The organism is Cohnella panacarvi Gsoil 349, from assembly GCF_000515335.1.
Taxonomy (GTDB): Bacteria; Bacillota; Bacilli; order Paenibacillales; family Paenibacillaceae; genus Cohnella; species Cohnella panacarvi.
Map to the genome: position 1 here is coordinate 4,589,262 of NZ_KI911563.1, position 15,396 is coordinate 4,604,657.

A 15,396-nucleotide genomic window follows, 5' to 3' on the forward strand; every position below is an offset into this window, starting at 1 on the left:
GCATGAACCTCGCGGAGCGTTTGAACGAAGACATGAAGCAAGCGATGAGAGATGGGAATAAATTCCGTCTTTCCACGATTCGGTTGGTTCGTGCAGCGATCAAAAACCAAGAAATCGATCTGCGCCGCACGCTTGACGATAACGAAACGCTTTCGGTGTTGAGCCGTGAACTCAAGCAGCGACGAGATTCCCTCCTCGAATTTAAAAACGCGGGCCGGGAAGATTTGGTAAGCAACGTCAGCGCAGAAATTGAGATCATATCCGAATATCTTCCGAAACAGCTGAACGAAGAAGAAATCAAAGCTATTGTTGTGCAGACCATGCAAGAAACCGGTGCTTCTTCCAAAGCCGATATGGGAAAATTAATGGGTGCATTGATGCCGAAGGTGAAAGGCGTTGCCGACGGGAAAGTGGTCAATGGTATCGTCCAACAACTTCTGCAATGATTTCATGCGAACGACAGGCACTCCCTTTGCGGGGAGTGCTTTTTGCCGTCTCCGGGCGAAAGATGGAACGCAACGCCCGAAAGATCGTAATAATATACGTACAGGATCATAGATCGAAGGAGGAATACAGGTGGTTCGAGTTCGGAAGAAACTCGCGCTGATTCTCGGGTTAATGCCTGTGCTGGCGGCGTTGTTCATAGCCATCCTGCCGCTTAGTGCCGCTAACGCGGAGACGCGTTCAGCCGGCGCCGTGTACGTCATCCCCGTGAAGATGACCGTCGAAAGCGGATTGGCATCGTTCCTGGACCGCGCGTTAACGGAAGCGGAGGACGCGAAAGCTTCGCTTGTCGTTCTCGACGTCGACACGCCGGGCGGTCGGTTGGATACGGCAGAGGAGATCGGAATTCGCATCCGCGAGACTACCGTGCCGACTGTAGCGTTCGTGAGCGGCAAAGCGGCTTCGGCCGGCGCTTACTTGGCTCTGAACGCGGGCGATATCGCCATGGCGCCGGCAACGACGATCGGCGCGGCGATGATCGTGGATCAGAACGGCAACGCGGTGGACAATCCGAAATACGTCTCGTTCTGGAGCCAGGAGATGGCGGGCGCCGCGGAGCTGAACGGGCGAAACTCCGACATCGCGGTCAAGATGGTCGATCCGAGCCGAGAGCTGACGGTGCCCGAGCTGGGAGAAACGTACAAAGCCGGAACGATCTTGTCTCTGTCGGCTGAGAAAGCGCTTAAAGTCGGCTATGCCGATACGATCGCGAAGTCGGTCGAAGAAGTGATCGCATGGAAAGGCTTGAACGATCGTCCGGTCATCGAAGTGAATTTATCGCTCGCCGAGCACGTCTCCGAATTTCTGACCAGCCCGGGCATGACGACGATTCTGCTCATCTTAGGCATCGCCGGCGTTGCCATCGAACTGCTCGTGCCGGGCTTCGGCGTTCCGGGCATCGTCGGAGTCATCGCGTTCGGCTTGTATTTCTTCGGACAATTCGTGGCGGGCTTCGCCGGAATGGAAGCGGTCGTGCTCTTCGTCATCGGTCTGATTCTGCTCGTATCGGAGCTGTTTATTCCTAGCTTCGGAATATTGGGCATACTTGGAAGCGCGGCCGTCATTGCGGGCATTACGATGGGGGCGCAGGATACGGGAGACGCGCTGAGCTCGCTTGGGCTGTCTCTATTAATCGCGATCCTCATCATCGCCGTGTTCGTCTATATTTTCCGCAAGCGCGGCGTCTGGAACCGGTTCATCCTGCGCGAGGCGCTGACGACCGAGCAAGGCTACGTTCCGAACAATCCTCGGGAAAGCTTGATCGGCAGTGAGGGCGTTGCGATTAGCGAACTTCGCCCGGCAGGTATTGCCGAAATCCGTGGAGAACGCGTCGATGTCGTCACAGGAGGCGAGTTCGTGGAACGCGGGCGGATGGTTCGCGTCGTTGCGGTAGACGGTACGCGGATCGTCGTGCAGGAAGTGAAGCACGGTACGACGAAATTATTGTAGAGTCACTTTAAAACTATACTCTTCGTGGAGGTTATCTAATCGATGGAAAACGCCGATGTGCAGCTTCTCGTAATCGTGGCGCTTGTCGTCATCGCGGTTATCGTGTTTCTAAGCTTCTTTCCGTTCATGCTCTGGATTTCCGCGCTTGCTTCCGGCGTGCGCATCAGCATTATTACGCTGGTCGCCATGCGGCTTCGCCGCGTCATACCGAGCCGGATCGTCAACCCGTTAATCAAGGCGACGAAGGCGGGGCTCGGCCTTAACATCAACCAGCTCGAAAGCCACTTTCTTGCGGGCGGCAACGTCGACCGCGTCGTCAACGCTTTGATCGCCGCTCAGCGCGCGAACATTCCGCTGGTGTTCGAACGCGCCGCCGCGATCGATCTCGCGGGACGCGACGTGCTTCAAGCGGTGCAGATGAGCGTTAATCCGCGCGTCATTGAGACCCCTATCGTTGCTGCCGTGGCCAAAGACGGCATCGAAGTGAAAGTCAGAGCCCGAGTAACGGTACGAGCTAATATCGAACGGTTGGTCGGAGGCGCCGGCGAAGAGACGATTATCGCCCGCGTAGGGGAAGGAATCGTTACGACGGTCGGCTCATCCAGTTCCCATAAAGCCGTGCTCGAGAATCCGGATCTGATTTCCCGAACGGTGCTCGGCAAAGGGCTTGATGCGGGTACGGCGTTCGAAATTTTGTCCATCGACATCGCGGACGTCGATGTCGGCAAGAACATCGGCGCGCATCTGCAAACCGAGCAAGCGGAAGCCGATAAGCGGATCGCGCAGGCGAAAGCCGAGGAGCGCCGCGCGATGGCCGTCGCGCAGGAGCAGGAGATGAAAGCGCGCGTCGTCGAGATGCGGGCGAAAGTCGTCGAAGCCGAATCCGAGGTGCCTCTGGCGATGGCGGATGCGCTCAAGGCCGGCAAAATGGGCGTCATGGATTACATGAACTTGAAAAATATCGAAGCGGACACGCAAATGCGCGGCTCGATCGGCCGACAGGGCGACACCCGCGGCGATGAAGAGAAACGGTAATGAGTAGTCTCTTCCTGATCGTCGTTGCCATCGGGATCATCTACCAGCTGTTCGTCCGCAAATCGCCGCTGGATAAGCGGCCCAACCGGATGCCGGATTTCGGAGGCCCCCAGCAGCGTCGTCCGGGCTCGCCTCCGCAACGGGGAGTGCCGATGCGCATCCCTCCGGCGAGGCAGGAACAACCGCGTCCGATCCCGCAGCCGATCTTCGAAGAAGAGAGTGTCGAGCCGAGAGCTATCGTTCCGGAGCCGCGCACGATCCCTCTCGCATCGCAGGCAGGGTCTGCTCTTCCCGAGCGGACCTACGCGAAGTCGCCGCATCCGTCGGAGAGCCTCTCCCGCGACGAGCTCGCGCGCGCCGTCATGTGGGCCGAAATTCTCGGCCCTCCGCGCGCCCGCAAGCCTCACCGGCGCTAAGTAACGATGTAAACAAGCAAAGACCCCGATCAGCGATCGGGGTCTTTGCTTGTCTGTGTTTGTAAGCCTGTAAGCACGACGTCGAAAGTATGAAGGAACGTTGCCTGGAGTCGCTCCATCAGTTGTTCGGCCGATTCTTCCGAATGCGCGTACGTCGAGATCATGCCATGCAGAGCGTAGTAGTAGACTCTGGCGCTCATCCATATGCGATCGTCTTGCGGTTGGAGGCGCAAACATTCGCGAATGATGCCGGCAAGCTGCCCGAACAGCCGGTTCCGCAATCGATTGATTTCCATTCTCGGCGAATGCTCGTCTACCCGGCCGGCTTTTACGTTAAGGAATAAATCGTACATATTCCGATTAACCAGACAGAAGGAGATTAACGCCATACTAATGGCTTTCAGCTTTACGTCAGGTTCTGTTTCTCGGGCGATCCACGAGTCGATCTGCTCGAAAAGCGACAGGAGAGGCGGCATTGACAGCTCCTGTAATAGTGCTTCTTTATCCTTGAAATAAATGTATATCGTCGCGTGCGAGCAGCCTGCTTCCTTGGCGATCTCGCGCATGGTTACGGCATCGTAGCCCTTGCTCCCGAATAAGCGGCTTGCCGCTTCGATGATGCTCTTCCTTGTTTCTTCCGATCTAATCTCCTGTTTCGATGCCACCCTGCGCAACCTCCTATAGCATCCCTGATACGTCTGTCGCCAGTAAACCGGCTAGTACGATACCCAGTATAACCGAAGTTAAGAGCGCCGTCTTTCTCTTCTCGCTTCCGGCTTTTCTGAATGCGTACCGAACATACATGACGAAACCTGTAGAAAGCAGGAGCAGCTCCATTCCCGCCGATAACATTTCCGAACGCCACGCTCCGAATCCGAGCAGAGGGAAATCCCCCCAGTTTCCGGGCAGCAGAGGCATATCCGCGCGATGGACGATCAGATCCAGCACCCAATGGCTGAACGCGACTCCTCCCGCGACCCATCCTGCTCGGGCACCCCAAATCTTCTCGCAGATCACGCCGGCGATAATCGCAATCAACAACGCCCCGAGCAAAGAATGCGTATAGTCGGCGTGAATGATCGCTTTGCCGTAGCCTTCGCCGTGCTGAGTGAAATCCATCGATTCTTTCCCGGCAACTACCATAGGGATAAAAGCTACATCTAATAGCTGAGCGCTTACCATGAGCACCCAAAGCGGCAGCTCCGGTGCTTTAGCCTTTACGCCCGCCGCCAAACCGAAATGTCCTGCGAACATATGAATCACCCTATCCTTCATATTGTAACCATTGGTTACTAACCGTTGGTTATATACTAGCAAATGGAAATACGTACGTCAATCCCATTTCTGATATTCGTCAGGCTTGACCGCTCTCCGCTTCATAAAGCGCGACGGCGTCGCATATGTTTTACCGTATTACCGTAACCGGGGGAGGACCGCCGTATGATGCGTGTCAGTCGAAAACTGCGCAAATGGACCGCAACCATACTCGACCTGCCGCAGGACGTGGCGCTGGACCTGCCCCGCATCACGATGATCGGGGGGCTCCAGCTTACGGTGGAAAATCACCGGGGTGTGTTGCATTTCTCGCCGCAGTCGCTTCGATTGGCGATGGATCGCGGCGAGATGGAAGTGACGGGAGAGAATTTGATCATTCGAACGATCGGAACAGAGGAAGTGTTCGTCGAAGGTACGATTCTAGGCGTCCAGCTGCACCCGACAAACAAGCCTGGCGTGTAACCGCCGCTCCGCCATTCATGCGAAGGGCGGATTTCGGTCAATTGTCGGACAAGCTCGGCGCAGGAGGAGATAGAGGATGAAAGGTACATGGCTCGAGACGGTTCGCGGGTTCGTGTGGGTCAAGCTCATCGGCGGGGATGCGGACAAGTTTCTTAACGAGGCGACGGCCGCGAACATAAAAGTGTGGCAAATTTCTTTCGAGAAGGACGGGAGCCTGACGTTCGGGATCTCGATCCCCGACTTCTTCAAGCTGCGGCCGCTGCTCCGCAAGTGCGGCTGCCGCACGCGCATCTTATCCCGGCACGGCGTACCGTTCAAGCTGGAAAGGCTCGCGCGGCGCAAAGTGTTCGCCGGAGGAATGCTTGCGTTCGTTATCGCTTTGTTCGTTCTGTCCATGCTCGTATGGAACGTCAAGATCGAGGGGGATACGGCGATTCCGGAATCGCGGATTCTGGCGGCCGCGCGCGCGGAGGGGCTGTACAAGTACCAATGGTCCTGGAGAATGGAGGATACCTCGACGCTGTCGAAGAACATGGCGAGAAGGCTCCCGGACGCGGCGTGGGTCGGCGTCGAGAAGAAAGGCGCGACGATCATGATTACCGTCGTAGATTCGACCAAGCCCGAGAAGAGGCCGCTGGAGAGCCCCTCGCATCTCGTCGCGAAGACGGATTCCGTCGTGACGAAAGTCATCGCGGAGAGCGGACGTCCGAAGGTCGAGCGCAACGATCGCGTGAAGAAGGGAGACGTGCTCATCTCGGGCTTGCTCGGGGATGAGAAAAATAACAAGGCCGTCGTTTCCAAAGGAACGGTCATGGGGCTCGTATGGCACGAGTATCGAATCGCGGCGCCGACGACGAAGAAAATCAAAAGCTATACGGGGGCCTCGAAAACCCGCAACTACTGGATCATCGGCAACCGGGCGCTGCAAATTTCGGGCTATAAAGGAGAGGAATACGAGCAGTCGCAGATCAAGTCCAGTATGCAACGCTCGCGAATTCGCGATTGGGTGCTGCCTTTCGGTTCGATGAAAGAGGTCGAGATGGAAGTGATCGAGACGGAGCAGAAATTGACGCCGGAGGAAGCGAAACAAGCCGGTTTATCGGCGGCAAGATCGGATTTGCTCGCCAAAAGCGGAGTCGGCGCTGTCATAAAGGCGGAAAACATTTTGCATGAGCAAACCGAGAATGGTAAAGTGATGTTAACCGTACTATTCGAGGTGGAGCAGTCTATCGCCGAGCCGCGCCCATTCGTGCAAGCTCCCGAGACACCACCGATACCGCAGGGGGAATGAGGCTTTTTGACGGAGCCAACGACTACAACTGTTATCCCGCTACTGAACGTAGCTGAAGGCCTCGCCCTATTCGGGCCGCAGGACAAGTTCCTTCGTCTGATCGAACGCGAGACGGAATCGAAGATTCATACCCGCGAAGCGGAGATCGTCATCGACGGTCCTCCGGAAGAAGTCCGCTCGCTCGATCAATTGTTCAATACGTTGCTTCAGCTTATCCGCGGCGGATTGCAATTGAACGAACGAGACGTTCGCTACGCGCTCGATCTGGCCAGAGAATTGAAAGCGGATCAGCTGCTTTCCCTGTTCAAGGGAGAAATCACCACGACGTTCCGCGGCAAGCCGATCGTGCCGAAGACGCTCGGCCAGCGCCATTACGTGACGACGATAAGGAAGAAAGATATCGTCTTCGGAATCGGTCCCGCCGGTACCGGCAAGACGTACCTAGCCGTCGTTACTGCCGTCGCCGCCCTTAAGGAAGGCAAGGTAAAGCGGATTCTGCTGACTCGTCCGGCGGTCGAAGCGGGAGAGAGTCTCGGGTTTCTGCCGGGCGATCTGCAAGAGAAAGTCGATCCGTATTTGCGCCCGCTCTACGATGCGCTTAACGATGTCCTCGGTCCCGACGGTGTAGCGAAGGCGCTCGAACGCGGCTTGATCGAGATCGCGCCGCTCGCCTACATGAGAGGACGCACGCTCGACGACTCGTTCGTCATTCTAGACGAGGCGCAGAACACGACGCCCGAGCAGATGAAGATGTTCCTGACCCGGCTCGGCTTCGGCTCGCACATGGTCATTACAGGGGACGTCACTCAGATCGATTTGCCGAAAGGCAAGAAATCCGGTCTGATCGATGCCCAGCGCATATTGAAAGATATCGAGGAGATCGGCATCGTCTATTTCTCCGAGCAAGATGTCGTTCGTCATGCCCTCGTGCAGAAAATCATCGTAGCCTATAATCAGCAAAGCGATTAACTACTCTCAGGGAGGGAGACGCCGGATGAGACGTAATAAAGATCGTCCGCTTGGAAATCCGCTGAGTTTATCCCAAGCAGCGGCAGGATGGAAGAACAGCGCAGCGATGCGGTGGCTCCTGCTCCTGCTTTTTGTGTTTTTATTCTATTTCTCGATATCGCCGAGGCTCGTTCCCGAAACCTATGATATTACCCTCAACGGGAAGAGCGACCGTGACATTAAAGCGCCGAAACAGTTCGAAGACAAGGAAGCGACGCTGCAAGCCCAGGAACAGGCGGCCGAACAGGTCAATCCGATCTATCCGATCGTCTCGCTGCGCAACGAGCTGTTGATCGATGAGATTTTCTCCCGGATCGAACAGCTGAATTTGGACGATTCGATTACGGAAGCGCAGAAAATCGAGATTTATAGAGGTACGATTCCGGTGCGGGTCGACAATTACTTCGCTAATTTCGCCGCAACGACGACGAATTCGGACACGTATTCGGAAAGTTTGCTCGACGAGATGCAGAAAGTCGTGCAGTCGCAGAAATACCCGATGCCGGAGGAGACATACTACAAGCTGCCCAAATTCACTTCCGACCAACTGCTCGAGATGCGCAGCGTCGGGCGCGAAGTCGTCCGCAAGCTGATGCTGGATTCGCTCACGGAAGCGGAGCCGGCGCGCGCGCGGGTAGCCGAGCTGGTCAACGCCAGCTCCCTCTCCTTGAAGACGGAGCGGGAAGTCGTGCAGGAGCTGGCCAGACTCGCGATCTCGCCGAACAAGTTCTACGATAAGCAGGCGACCGAGGATGCGAGGGCGGAAGCCAGGCAGAACACGGCGCCGGTCATGATCAAGCAGGGCGATGTCATCGTCACGGCCGGACAAGTTATCAATCAGGAGCTATACGACCGGCTGAACGATTTAGGGCTGCTCAAGGAACGCAAAAATTATTTTCCGCAACTGGGCGTCCTGCTTTTCTCGCTGTTATTCACGCTCGCTCTGTACGGTTACGGAGAGTTGACGTCGGCGACGTCGGCGCTCAAGCGCAATAACGTGCATTGGACGATGCTGCTCCTTATTTTCGGGCTGAATATCCTATTCATGCACCTCGTATCGCTAACGCATAGCGAGGATTGGCCGTTCGTCGGTTATTTGGCGCCGGTCGCGCTCGGCAGCATGCTGGTGACGCTGCTCATCGATTTCCACCTGGGTCTCGTCAGCGCGTTCTTATTCTCGCTAATCGCTAGCATGATCCTTAACGTCGAGCAGGAGCATATTTTCGATTTCCACTACGGTTTCGTCGCCGCCGTCGTGTCCTTCACGGCCGTGCTGGCGATTCATCGCGCGAGCCACCGCTCGTCGATTCTGAAGGCAGGCATTATGGTGAGCCTGTTCGGATCCATCGCGGTGTTTGCGCTCATGCTCGTCGATCCGAACCCGAGCCGGTCCGATCTCATCCAATCGATCGGCTTCATGTTCTCGAGCGGACTGCTCACGACCGTGCTGGTCATCGGACTCATGCCATTCTTCGAGGTGACGTTCGGCATCTTGTCCGCGTTGAAGCTGGTCGAGCTGTCTAATCCGAACCATCCGCTTCTGCGCAAGCTGTTGACCGAGACGCCGGGAACGTACCATCACAGCCTCATGGTCGGCAACTTGTCGGAAGCGGCTGCGGAATCGGTAGGCGCTAACGGATTGCTTTGCCGCGTAGGTTCGTTCTACCACGACGTAGGAAAGACGAAACGGCCGCTTTATTTTATCGAGAACCAGAACTCCTCCGGCAACCCGCATGATAAGCTCGATCCGCGCGTGAGCGCATCGATAATCATCGCGCATGCGAAGGACGGGGCGGACATGCTTAAGGCGCATAAGCTGCCGAAGCCGATCCGCGACATCGCGGAGCAGCATCACGGCACGACTTTCTTGAAATATTTTTATTTCAAGGCGGTGAAGCAAGCGCAGGAGCAGGGCGTCGAGAGCGAATGGACGGAGGACGATTTTCGTTATCCCGGTCCGAAGGCGCAGTCCAAGGAGGCGGCGATCGTCGGCATTGCGGACTGCGTGGAGGCGGCGGTGCGTTCCCTCAGCCATCCTACGGTCGAACAAATCGAAGGCATCATCGGCAAAATCCTTAAAGACCGGTTGGAAGACGGTCAGTTCAACGAATGCGACTTGACGATGCGGGAACTGGATACGATCGCGGAAACGCTTAAGGAGACGGTGATCGGAATGTTCCATTCCCGGATCGAGTATCCTGACGATAAAGAACTGAAGAAAATGAAAGAAGCGCAGGAATCCAGGGATGCCGGCGCTGCAAAGGACAAGGAGACGAAACAATGAGTTCGAATAAGCTGAGCTTGGAATGGATCGACGAACGGGAAGGCGGCGCCGGCGCGCGCGAGGAAGCCTGGATGGACTTGCTGGAGAAGCTGCTTCGCATCGCTGGCGATAAAGAAGGCGTGCCTGCCGGCATCGTAACGTTGACGCTGACCGACGACGAAGGAATTCGCGAGCTGAACCGGCAGTACCGTGGATTGGACAAGCCGACGGACGTGTTGTCGTTCTCGATGCTGGAGGGCGAGGACGCCGACATCAAGTACGACGACGAGTACGAACTCGTCGAAGGCGAACCGGATGAAGATGCGGATATTACGGTCGACCCGTTCGCCGAGATGATCGGGGATATCGTCATTTCCGTGCCCCGGGCGGAGGCGCAGGCGGAGGAATACGGGCACAGCTTCGAACGGGAGCTTGGCTTCTTGTTCGTCCATGGTTTCTTGCATTTGCTCGGTTACGACCATGATAACGAAGAGCAAGAACGCGAAATGTTCGCGAAGCAGGAAGATGTGCTTAAGGAAGCGGGGTTGACTCGGTGAGCGGTTGGCGTTCGCGGGAAGTCCGCGCTTTCGGCTACGCTTTAAGAGGCGTTGCCGAAGCCGTTCGCGGCGAGCGCCATATGCGATTTCATCTGGCTGCGGCAGTCATTGTCGCGTCCTTCGCGTGTTGGCTGCAGGTAGATGCGCGCGACTGGCTGTGGTTGATCGCCGCGATCGGAAGCGTGTGGACGGCGGAGCTCTTCAACACCGCCGTCGAACGCGTCGTAGACTTGGCGTCGCCGGAGCATCACCCTCTTGCGAAAGCGGCTAAGGACATCGCCTCGGGCGCGGTTTTAGTGGCTGCTGTTTTCTCCGCGATTATCGGCTTCTTCGTGCTCGGACCTCCTCTGTGGGAGCGATGTTTCGGGTAGCGTGGGGTTTCGGGTTGAGCCCCTTTACAACGATATCCCCTTCGCTCAGGTAGCGAATAAGGGCCTCTCGCGCCGCTAATCGCCGGAGTAACGTCAATGGCGCGGAATAAAGGCCTCACGTGCCGCTAGTCGCAGGAGTAACGTCAATGGCGCGAGTTAACGGCCTCACGTGCCGCTAAATCGCCGGAGTAACGTCAAGGGTGCGCATTAATGGCCTCACGTGCCGCTAATCGACGGAGTAACGTCAATGGCGCGAATTAAAGGCCTCACGTGCCGATAAATCGCCGGAGTAACGTCAATGGCGCGCATTAGCGGCCTCACGTGCCGCTAAATCGCCGGAGTAACTTCAATGGCGCGAATTAAAGGCCTCACGTGCCGCTAATCGCCGGAGTAACGTCAAGGGTGCGAATTAAAGGCCGCACGTGCCGCTAAATCGCCGGAGTAACGTCAAGGACCGCACATTAAAGGCCTCCGCGCCGCTAAATCGCCGGAGCAACGCCATCCGCACGCAATAACGGTTCAACCCCCTAAGTTTGGACACATTCGCCCACACTCTAGGTGTAACGCATCAAAGCGCGATTTTTTGCGGTTCGAGCAATCCGAGTTCATATTGACGTAGGTACTCTGCAGGAGCTAAATCGTGCAGACTACCATGCATCCGTCTCTCATTGTAAAACCGAATAAATCTGTCCACTGCAGTAAAGGCGTGCTCGTAAGTTTCGAATGAATTCCGCTGGTAGCAGTCCCTTTCTAAAATGCTGTGGAACGATTCGATGTAGGCGTTCTTGTTCGGTGTCTTATTGGGAGTTCGTTCGTGCTCGAAGCCCATTTCCTCCGAATACACGTGGAATGCGTTGCTAATAAACTGCGGTCCATTATCCGTACGTATAACAAGCCGCTGGTCAGCCTCAAAGACGCCTCGCTTTAGCAAGCCATGGTGTACGATCCGTTTGATATCTTGGGTGTCACAAGCTTTGCCACGGTGATACGCGACGATGCAGCGGTCGAAAACGTCGATGATGCTGGCCAAGTAGAAATGACGACGCTTTCCCGTCACGTAGCCGTACTTAATGTCCATCTGCCACAGTTGGTTTGGCCCTGTGACCTCGCGATTGTTGGCCAGCTTACGAGGCACTCGATTGGTAATCTCTCGTTGTGGCTTTAGGACGCCAAGTGCCTTGCAGAGTCTGTAGACCTTCTTCTTGTTGATGCAAAGACCATAGCGGCGCCGCAGACATTTCGTTAACTTCCTGTAGCCGTACGTAGATTCCTCTTCGCGCGCGAGCAAATTCCGGATGTAGCCCTTAATTCGCCCATCCGGTACTTTCTCGCTCCTATTGTTCCAGCTGTACCCCGGGATGGGCCTACCACCTTTGGAAGCATGCTTGGTTAGCGGATGTTTCAATCGGTAGTAGTACGTAGAACGAGGGACGCCGCAAATCCGAAGAACTGTCCTGATCGCGTATCCCGCTGCAATCCATGGCAAGGCTACTTGGAGTCTGAACTCGACCGTGGAGTCGTTTTTTTTACCAGATCCCTGAGAATGGCGATCTCAAGTTCTTTCTCGCCAAGCATCTTCATGGCCTGTTCGTATTTTTTCTGCAGGTCTTGCGTTTCTTTTGCAAGTTGATCCGCTTGCTGCTTCTTTTTCACCATATCAGCCTCTACCTCATCCCAGTATTGACGCACCCATTCTCGTAAGGCAGAAGGAGACATCCCGTGTTCCCGTGCTACGTGCTCTGTCCGATACCCGGAGACCACTAGCCCCACGTATTCCTTCTTCTTGTCCTCATTACAGAAAAAGCGTCTCTTCACTGAACATTTCCCCCACTCATTTTAGTGTACTTCGAGTGAAGGAATGTGTCCAAAGGGATTAGGGGGCTAAATAGATAACGGCACTACATACCGCTAATTTATCTATACTTCATCCCTGAGCGAAGGGGATACCGATATAAAGAAGGTGTGGGATACCCATGAACATGAGCGACCAAATCAGCCAATTGCCTTATACGATCGAACAATTATTATCGGAGGCGAAAGCCGCGTTCGAACGGGCTTACGTCCCCTACTCGAACTTTAAAGTGGGAGCCGTGGCGCTCGACGACGACAACCAGCTGCACTACGGCTGCAATATCGAGAACGCCGCGTACAGCCCGACGAACTGCGCCGAGCGAACCGCGCTGTTCCGCGCGGTGGCGGACGGCAAACGCCCGGGTCAATTTCAAGTTGTCGCGGTCATCGGGGACACGCCCGATCCGATTACGCCGTGCGGCGTATGCCGCCAAGTGATGGCGGAGCTGTGCGGGCCTGACATGCCTGTCGTTCTGGGCAACCTAAAGGGACAATACCGAATCACGACGTTATCCGAGTTGCTGCCCGGAGCCTTCACGTCGAAAGATTTGCACAGCTAGCTAGCGATCTACCGCTCTAACCGAGTCAACGCAGACGCACTATTATACAAGGAGAATACCCATGACTACAAAAGGCTTCAAATCCGGCTTCGTAGCCATCGTCGGCCGACCGAACGTAGGAAAATCGACGCTCATGAATCACGTCATCGGGCAGAAAATCGCGATCATGTCCGACAAGCCCCAGACGACGCGCAACAAAATCCATGGCGTATACACGACGGACGACGTACAGATCGTATTCCTCGATACGCCGGGTATCCATAAACCGAATTCCAAGCTCGGCAACTACATGATGAAAGCCGCGGAGAGCGCGCTGGACGAAGTGGACGCCGTGCTGTTCCTGACAGACGTATCCGAGGAGCTGGGCGGAGGAGACCGCTACATTATCGAGCGCCTCAAATCCGTCAAGACGCCGGTGTTCCTCGTGCTCAACAAAATCGACAAAATTACGCCCGACGCCATGCTGCCGATTATCGACAAGTGGCGCAAGCTTCGCGATTGGACGGAAATCGTGCCGGTATCGGCGCTTCAAGGCAACAACGTGACCGCTCTGTTGGAGCAATTGTCGAAATACCTCGGGGAAGGCCCGATGTATTATCCGGCGGATCAAGTGACGGACCATCCGGAGCAGTTCGTGTGCGCGGAGCTGATTCGGGAGAAAATATTGCAAATGACGCGCGAGGAGATTCCCCATTCGATAGCGGTGGAGATCGAAAGCATGAGCAAGGAGGAGAACGGTCTCGTTAACATCGGCGCGGTGATCTACGTGGAGCGAGATTCCCAGAAAGGAATCATTATCGGCAAGAGCGGCTCGCTGCTGAAGGAAATCGGCAAGCAGGCGAGAGCGGACATGGAGCGGCTGCTCGGATCGAAGATTTTTCTGGAGCTGTGGGTAAAGGTCAATAAAGACTGGCGCAACCGCGAATCGGTGTTGAAATCGCTGGGATTCCGGCATGATTGACGATATGCGCGCCTAAACTTGTCAGGGATACCCTGCGGCGCACGGTGACATCCTAACTGTGGAGAACGGAGAAGCAATTCATTTCCGCCGTGGGAGGATGAGGCGCTGTGCGTGATTTCACGTGGCATGTGTTTAAGCAAACCGGCGATATTGAAGCTTATTTGCTGTATAAGGAAATGAACAATCTGAGCATGGCCGAACCGAGCGCGGACGGCCTTGCGGAAGACAACGGAGATCGCGGGGACGAGGAATGATGACCGATGCTCTATCGGGTAGAAGGCATAGTCATTCGAAGCGTTGATTACGGAGAAGGCAATAAAATCATTACCCTGCTGACGCCGAGTTACGGCAAGCAGGGCATTGTCGTGCGCGGAGCCAAAAAGCCGAAGAGCAGATTCGGCGCGATGGCTCAGCTTTTTACATACGGAGACTATTCGTACTACAGGACCAGCTCGCTTGGGACGTTAAACAGCGCGGAACTGCTCGAATCGTTCCGCGAACTTCGGGAAGGGCTGGAAGGTCCGGCCTACGCCGCTTACGCCGCGGAGCTGACGGACCGTGCGATCAATGACGACGAGGCTGCGGCGTACTTGTTCCATCAACTGAAGGCGTGCTTGACGGCGTTAGCCGAAGGCAAAGACCCGCAAATCGTGCTTCGCGCGTACGAGATGAAAATCACCGTCGCTGCCGGGTATGAACCGGTGCTGGACGAATGCGTAAGCTGCGGCCGCCAGGAGGGGCCGTTCCGGTTCAGTCCGCTTGCCGGGGGCGCGTTGTGCCAAGCTTGCCGCCATCGCGACAGCGCCTCTCTGGAGCTGGAAGAAGGTGTATGGAAGCTGCTTCGGGTGTTCGCCGCGCTGGATTTACGACGGCTTGGCAACGTCGCGGTCAAGGACAACACGAAGCGACAGCTTCAGCTCGTCATGCGCAGATGGATGGATACGCATCTCGGACTGAATTTGAAATCGCGTCAATTTCTCGACCAGCTCGAGAAGTACGGCGACTTGCTCGGCGGACCGACCGGCCAGCCTCGTTCGACAACAGGGGCGCAGGAGCCGGAGACGCCCGAAGCAGGCGACGGGACGGTTTGACACAGGTCGCCTCGGTAGTTTAGAATGGCTACATAATTGAATCGTTCTCGATGAAGGAGAAAGTAGCCGATGATCGTCGTCATCGCAGCGAGCCGGGGGTAGTGCAAGCCCGGAGGGACGGCATGGGCGAAGGGCACTCCGGAGAGAAATCGCGAAAGAGCGGGTTTATGCTTATCGGCATAGGCCAAGTAGGGTGGAACCGCGGAAGACGACAGCTTCCGTCCCTATGTCTGCAACGGCGGACGTGGGACGGGAGCTTTTTTTGTGTGTTCACGGACCGTTCGGACGTTCGCCTGATCGAA

General features: G+C 56.0%; 18 protein-coding genes. 14 read left to right on the forward strand and 4 right to left on the reverse strand.

Translation table 11 applies throughout. From position 1 onward, the window contains the following. Nucleotides 1–2 precede the first annotated feature (2 nt). From COHPA_RS0121870 to COHPA_RS0121885, 4 genes are all read left to right on the forward strand, one after another. On the forward strand, nucleotides 3–446 hold the full coding sequence (locus COHPA_RS0121870; protein ID WP_027088281.1) for a GatB/YqeY domain-containing protein: 444 nt from the start codon (nucleotides 3–5) through the stop codon (nucleotides 444–446). A gap of 130 nt (nucleotides 447–576) precedes the next feature. Then, complete coding sequence (locus COHPA_RS0121875) at nucleotides 577–1,953, forward strand: NfeD family protein (protein ID WP_027088282.1); 1,377 nt, start codon at nucleotides 577–579, stop codon at nucleotides 1,951–1,953. 42 nt (nucleotides 1,954–1,995) lie between these two features. After that, the gene (gene floA, locus COHPA_RS0121880) at nucleotides 1,996–2,988 is read left to right on the forward strand and encodes a flotillin-like protein FloA (protein WP_027088283.1); all 993 of its coding nucleotides are present in this window, start codon (nucleotides 1,996–1,998) and stop codon (nucleotides 2,986–2,988) included. Beyond that, nucleotides 2,988–3,404, forward strand: coding sequence for a hypothetical protein (locus COHPA_RS0121885; protein ID WP_027088284.1), 417 nt, complete (start codon nucleotides 2,988–2,990; stop codon nucleotides 3,402–3,404). The genes floA and COHPA_RS0121885 overlap by 1 nt, the downstream gene beginning before the upstream one ends. A gap of 29 nt (nucleotides 3,405–3,433) precedes the next feature. On the opposite strand, the gene COHPA_RS0121890 is transcribed toward COHPA_RS0121885, so the two are convergent. Both COHPA_RS0121890 and COHPA_RS0121895 read right to left on the reverse strand, forming a co-directional pair. Then, nucleotides 3,434–4,069, reverse strand: a complete 636-nt coding sequence (locus tag COHPA_RS0121890; protein ID WP_027088285.1) for a TetR/AcrR family transcriptional regulator — start codon at nucleotides 4,067–4,069, stop codon at nucleotides 3,434–3,436. A 13-nt stretch (nucleotides 4,070–4,082) separates the two neighbouring features. Beyond that, on the reverse strand, nucleotides 4,083–4,658 hold the full coding sequence (locus tag COHPA_RS0121895) for a metal-dependent hydrolase (RefSeq protein ID WP_027088286.1): 576 nt from the start codon (nucleotides 4,656–4,658) through the stop codon (nucleotides 4,083–4,085). A gap of 186 nt (nucleotides 4,659–4,844) precedes the next feature. Here COHPA_RS0121895 and yqfC point away from each other — a divergent pair, with 186 nt between their 5' ends. From yqfC to COHPA_RS0121925, 6 genes are all read left to right on the forward strand, one after another. Further along, nucleotides 4,845–5,141, forward strand: coding sequence for a sporulation protein YqfC (gene yqfC, locus COHPA_RS0121900; RefSeq protein WP_027088287.1), 297 nt, complete (start codon nucleotides 4,845–4,847; stop codon nucleotides 5,139–5,141). 76 nt (nucleotides 5,142–5,217) lie between these two features. Continuing rightward, on the forward strand, nucleotides 5,218–6,432 hold the full coding sequence (gene yqfD, locus COHPA_RS0121905) for a sporulation protein YqfD (RefSeq protein WP_027088288.1): 1,215 nt from the start codon (nucleotides 5,218–5,220) through the stop codon (nucleotides 6,430–6,432). Nucleotides 6,433–6,438: 6 nt separating this feature from the next. Next, on the forward strand, nucleotides 6,439–7,401 hold the full coding sequence (locus tag COHPA_RS0121910; protein ID WP_027088289.1) for a PhoH family protein: 963 nt from the start codon (nucleotides 6,439–6,441) through the stop codon (nucleotides 7,399–7,401). A gap of 25 nt (nucleotides 7,402–7,426) precedes the next feature. Further along, a complete protein-coding gene (locus COHPA_RS0121915) occupies nucleotides 7,427–9,724 on the forward strand; it encodes an HD family phosphohydrolase (RefSeq protein WP_027088290.1) in 2,298 nt (765 codons plus the stop codon). Beyond that, nucleotides 9,721–10,260: an rRNA maturation RNase YbeY gene (ybeY, locus tag COHPA_RS0121920; RefSeq protein WP_027088291.1), complete on the forward strand. Its 540-nt coding sequence runs from the start codon at nucleotides 9,721–9,723 to the stop codon at nucleotides 10,258–10,260. Before COHPA_RS0121915 ends, ybeY begins: the two co-directional genes overlap by 4 nt. After that, nucleotides 10,257–10,631 (forward strand): diacylglycerol kinase family protein, encoded by a 375-nt coding sequence (locus COHPA_RS0121925; RefSeq protein WP_027088292.1) that lies wholly within the window; start codon nucleotides 10,257–10,259, stop codon nucleotides 10,629–10,631. Before ybeY ends, COHPA_RS0121925 begins: the two co-directional genes overlap by 4 nt. 568 nt (nucleotides 10,632–11,199) lie before the next feature. Here COHPA_RS0121925 and COHPA_RS0121930 read toward each other — a convergent pair. Together COHPA_RS0121930 and COHPA_RS23990 are read right to left on the reverse strand one after the other, a co-directional pair. Then, nucleotides 11,200–12,117 (reverse strand): IS3 family transposase, encoded by a 918-nt coding sequence (locus tag COHPA_RS0121930; protein ID WP_069202070.1) that lies wholly within the window; start codon nucleotides 12,115–12,117, stop codon nucleotides 11,200–11,202. Between the two features lie 2 nt (nucleotides 12,118–12,119). Next, nucleotides 12,120–12,446: a transposase gene (locus COHPA_RS23990; RefSeq protein ID WP_027086807.1), complete on the reverse strand. Its 327-nt coding sequence runs from the start codon at nucleotides 12,444–12,446 to the stop codon at nucleotides 12,120–12,122. A 158-nt stretch (nucleotides 12,447–12,604) separates the two neighbouring features. On the opposite strand from COHPA_RS23990, the gene cdd reads away from it, so the two are divergent. From cdd to recO, 4 genes are all read left to right on the forward strand, one after another. Next, on the forward strand, nucleotides 12,605–13,042 hold the full coding sequence (cdd, locus tag COHPA_RS0121940) for a cytidine deaminase (protein ID WP_027088293.1): 438 nt from the start codon (nucleotides 12,605–12,607) through the stop codon (nucleotides 13,040–13,042). A gap of 61 nt (nucleotides 13,043–13,103) precedes the next feature. After that, complete coding sequence (gene era / locus COHPA_RS0121945; protein WP_027088294.1) at nucleotides 13,104–14,003, forward strand: GTPase Era; 900 nt, start codon at nucleotides 13,104–13,106, stop codon at nucleotides 14,001–14,003. 107 nt (nucleotides 14,004–14,110) lie between these two features. Continuing rightward, entirely contained in the window at nucleotides 14,111–14,257 is a 147-nt protein-coding gene (locus COHPA_RS25330; RefSeq protein WP_084760879.1) for a YqzL family protein, read from the forward strand. A gap of 6 nt (nucleotides 14,258–14,263) precedes the next feature. Then, entirely contained in the window at nucleotides 14,264–15,094 is an 831-nt protein-coding gene (gene recO / locus COHPA_RS0121955; protein WP_027088295.1) for a DNA repair protein RecO, read from the forward strand. Nucleotides 15,095–15,396: the final 302 nt, after the last annotated feature.

Excerpts from the sequence above, each read along its gene's own strand:
- COHPA_RS0121870 (WP_027088281.1), top strand. The coding sequence starts at position 3 with ATGAACCTCGCGGAGCGTTTGAACGAAGACATGAAGCAAGCGATGAGA.
- floA (WP_027088283.1), top strand. The coding sequence starts at position 1,996 with ATGGAAAACGCCGATGTGCAGCTTCTCGTAATCGTGGCGCTTGTCGTC.
- COHPA_RS0121885 (WP_027088284.1), top strand. The coding sequence starts at position 2,988 with ATGAGTAGTCTCTTCCTGATCGTCGTTGCCATCGGGATCATCTACCAG.
- COHPA_RS0121895 (WP_027088286.1), bottom strand. The coding sequence starts at position 4,658 with ATGTTCGCAGGACATTTCGGTTTGGCGGCGGGCGTAAAGGCTAAAGCA.
- yqfC (WP_027088287.1), top strand. The coding sequence starts at position 4,845 with ATGATGCGTGTCAGTCGAAAACTGCGCAAATGGACCGCAACCATACTC.
- yqfD (WP_027088288.1), top strand. The coding sequence starts at position 5,218 with ATGAAAGGTACATGGCTCGAGACGGTTCGCGGGTTCGTGTGGGTCAAG.
- COHPA_RS0121915 (WP_027088290.1), top strand. The coding sequence starts at position 7,427 with ATGAGACGTAATAAAGATCGTCCGCTTGGAAATCCGCTGAGTTTATCC.
- ybeY (WP_027088291.1), top strand. The coding sequence starts at position 9,721 with ATGAGTTCGAATAAGCTGAGCTTGGAATGGATCGACGAACGGGAAGGC.
- cdd (WP_027088293.1), top strand. The coding sequence starts at position 12,605 with ATGAACATGAGCGACCAAATCAGCCAATTGCCTTATACGATCGAACAA.
- era (WP_027088294.1), top strand. The coding sequence starts at position 13,104 with ATGACTACAAAAGGCTTCAAATCCGGCTTCGTAGCCATCGTCGGCCGA.
- recO (WP_027088295.1), top strand. The coding sequence starts at position 14,264 with ATGCTCTATCGGGTAGAAGGCATAGTCATTCGAAGCGTTGATTACGGA.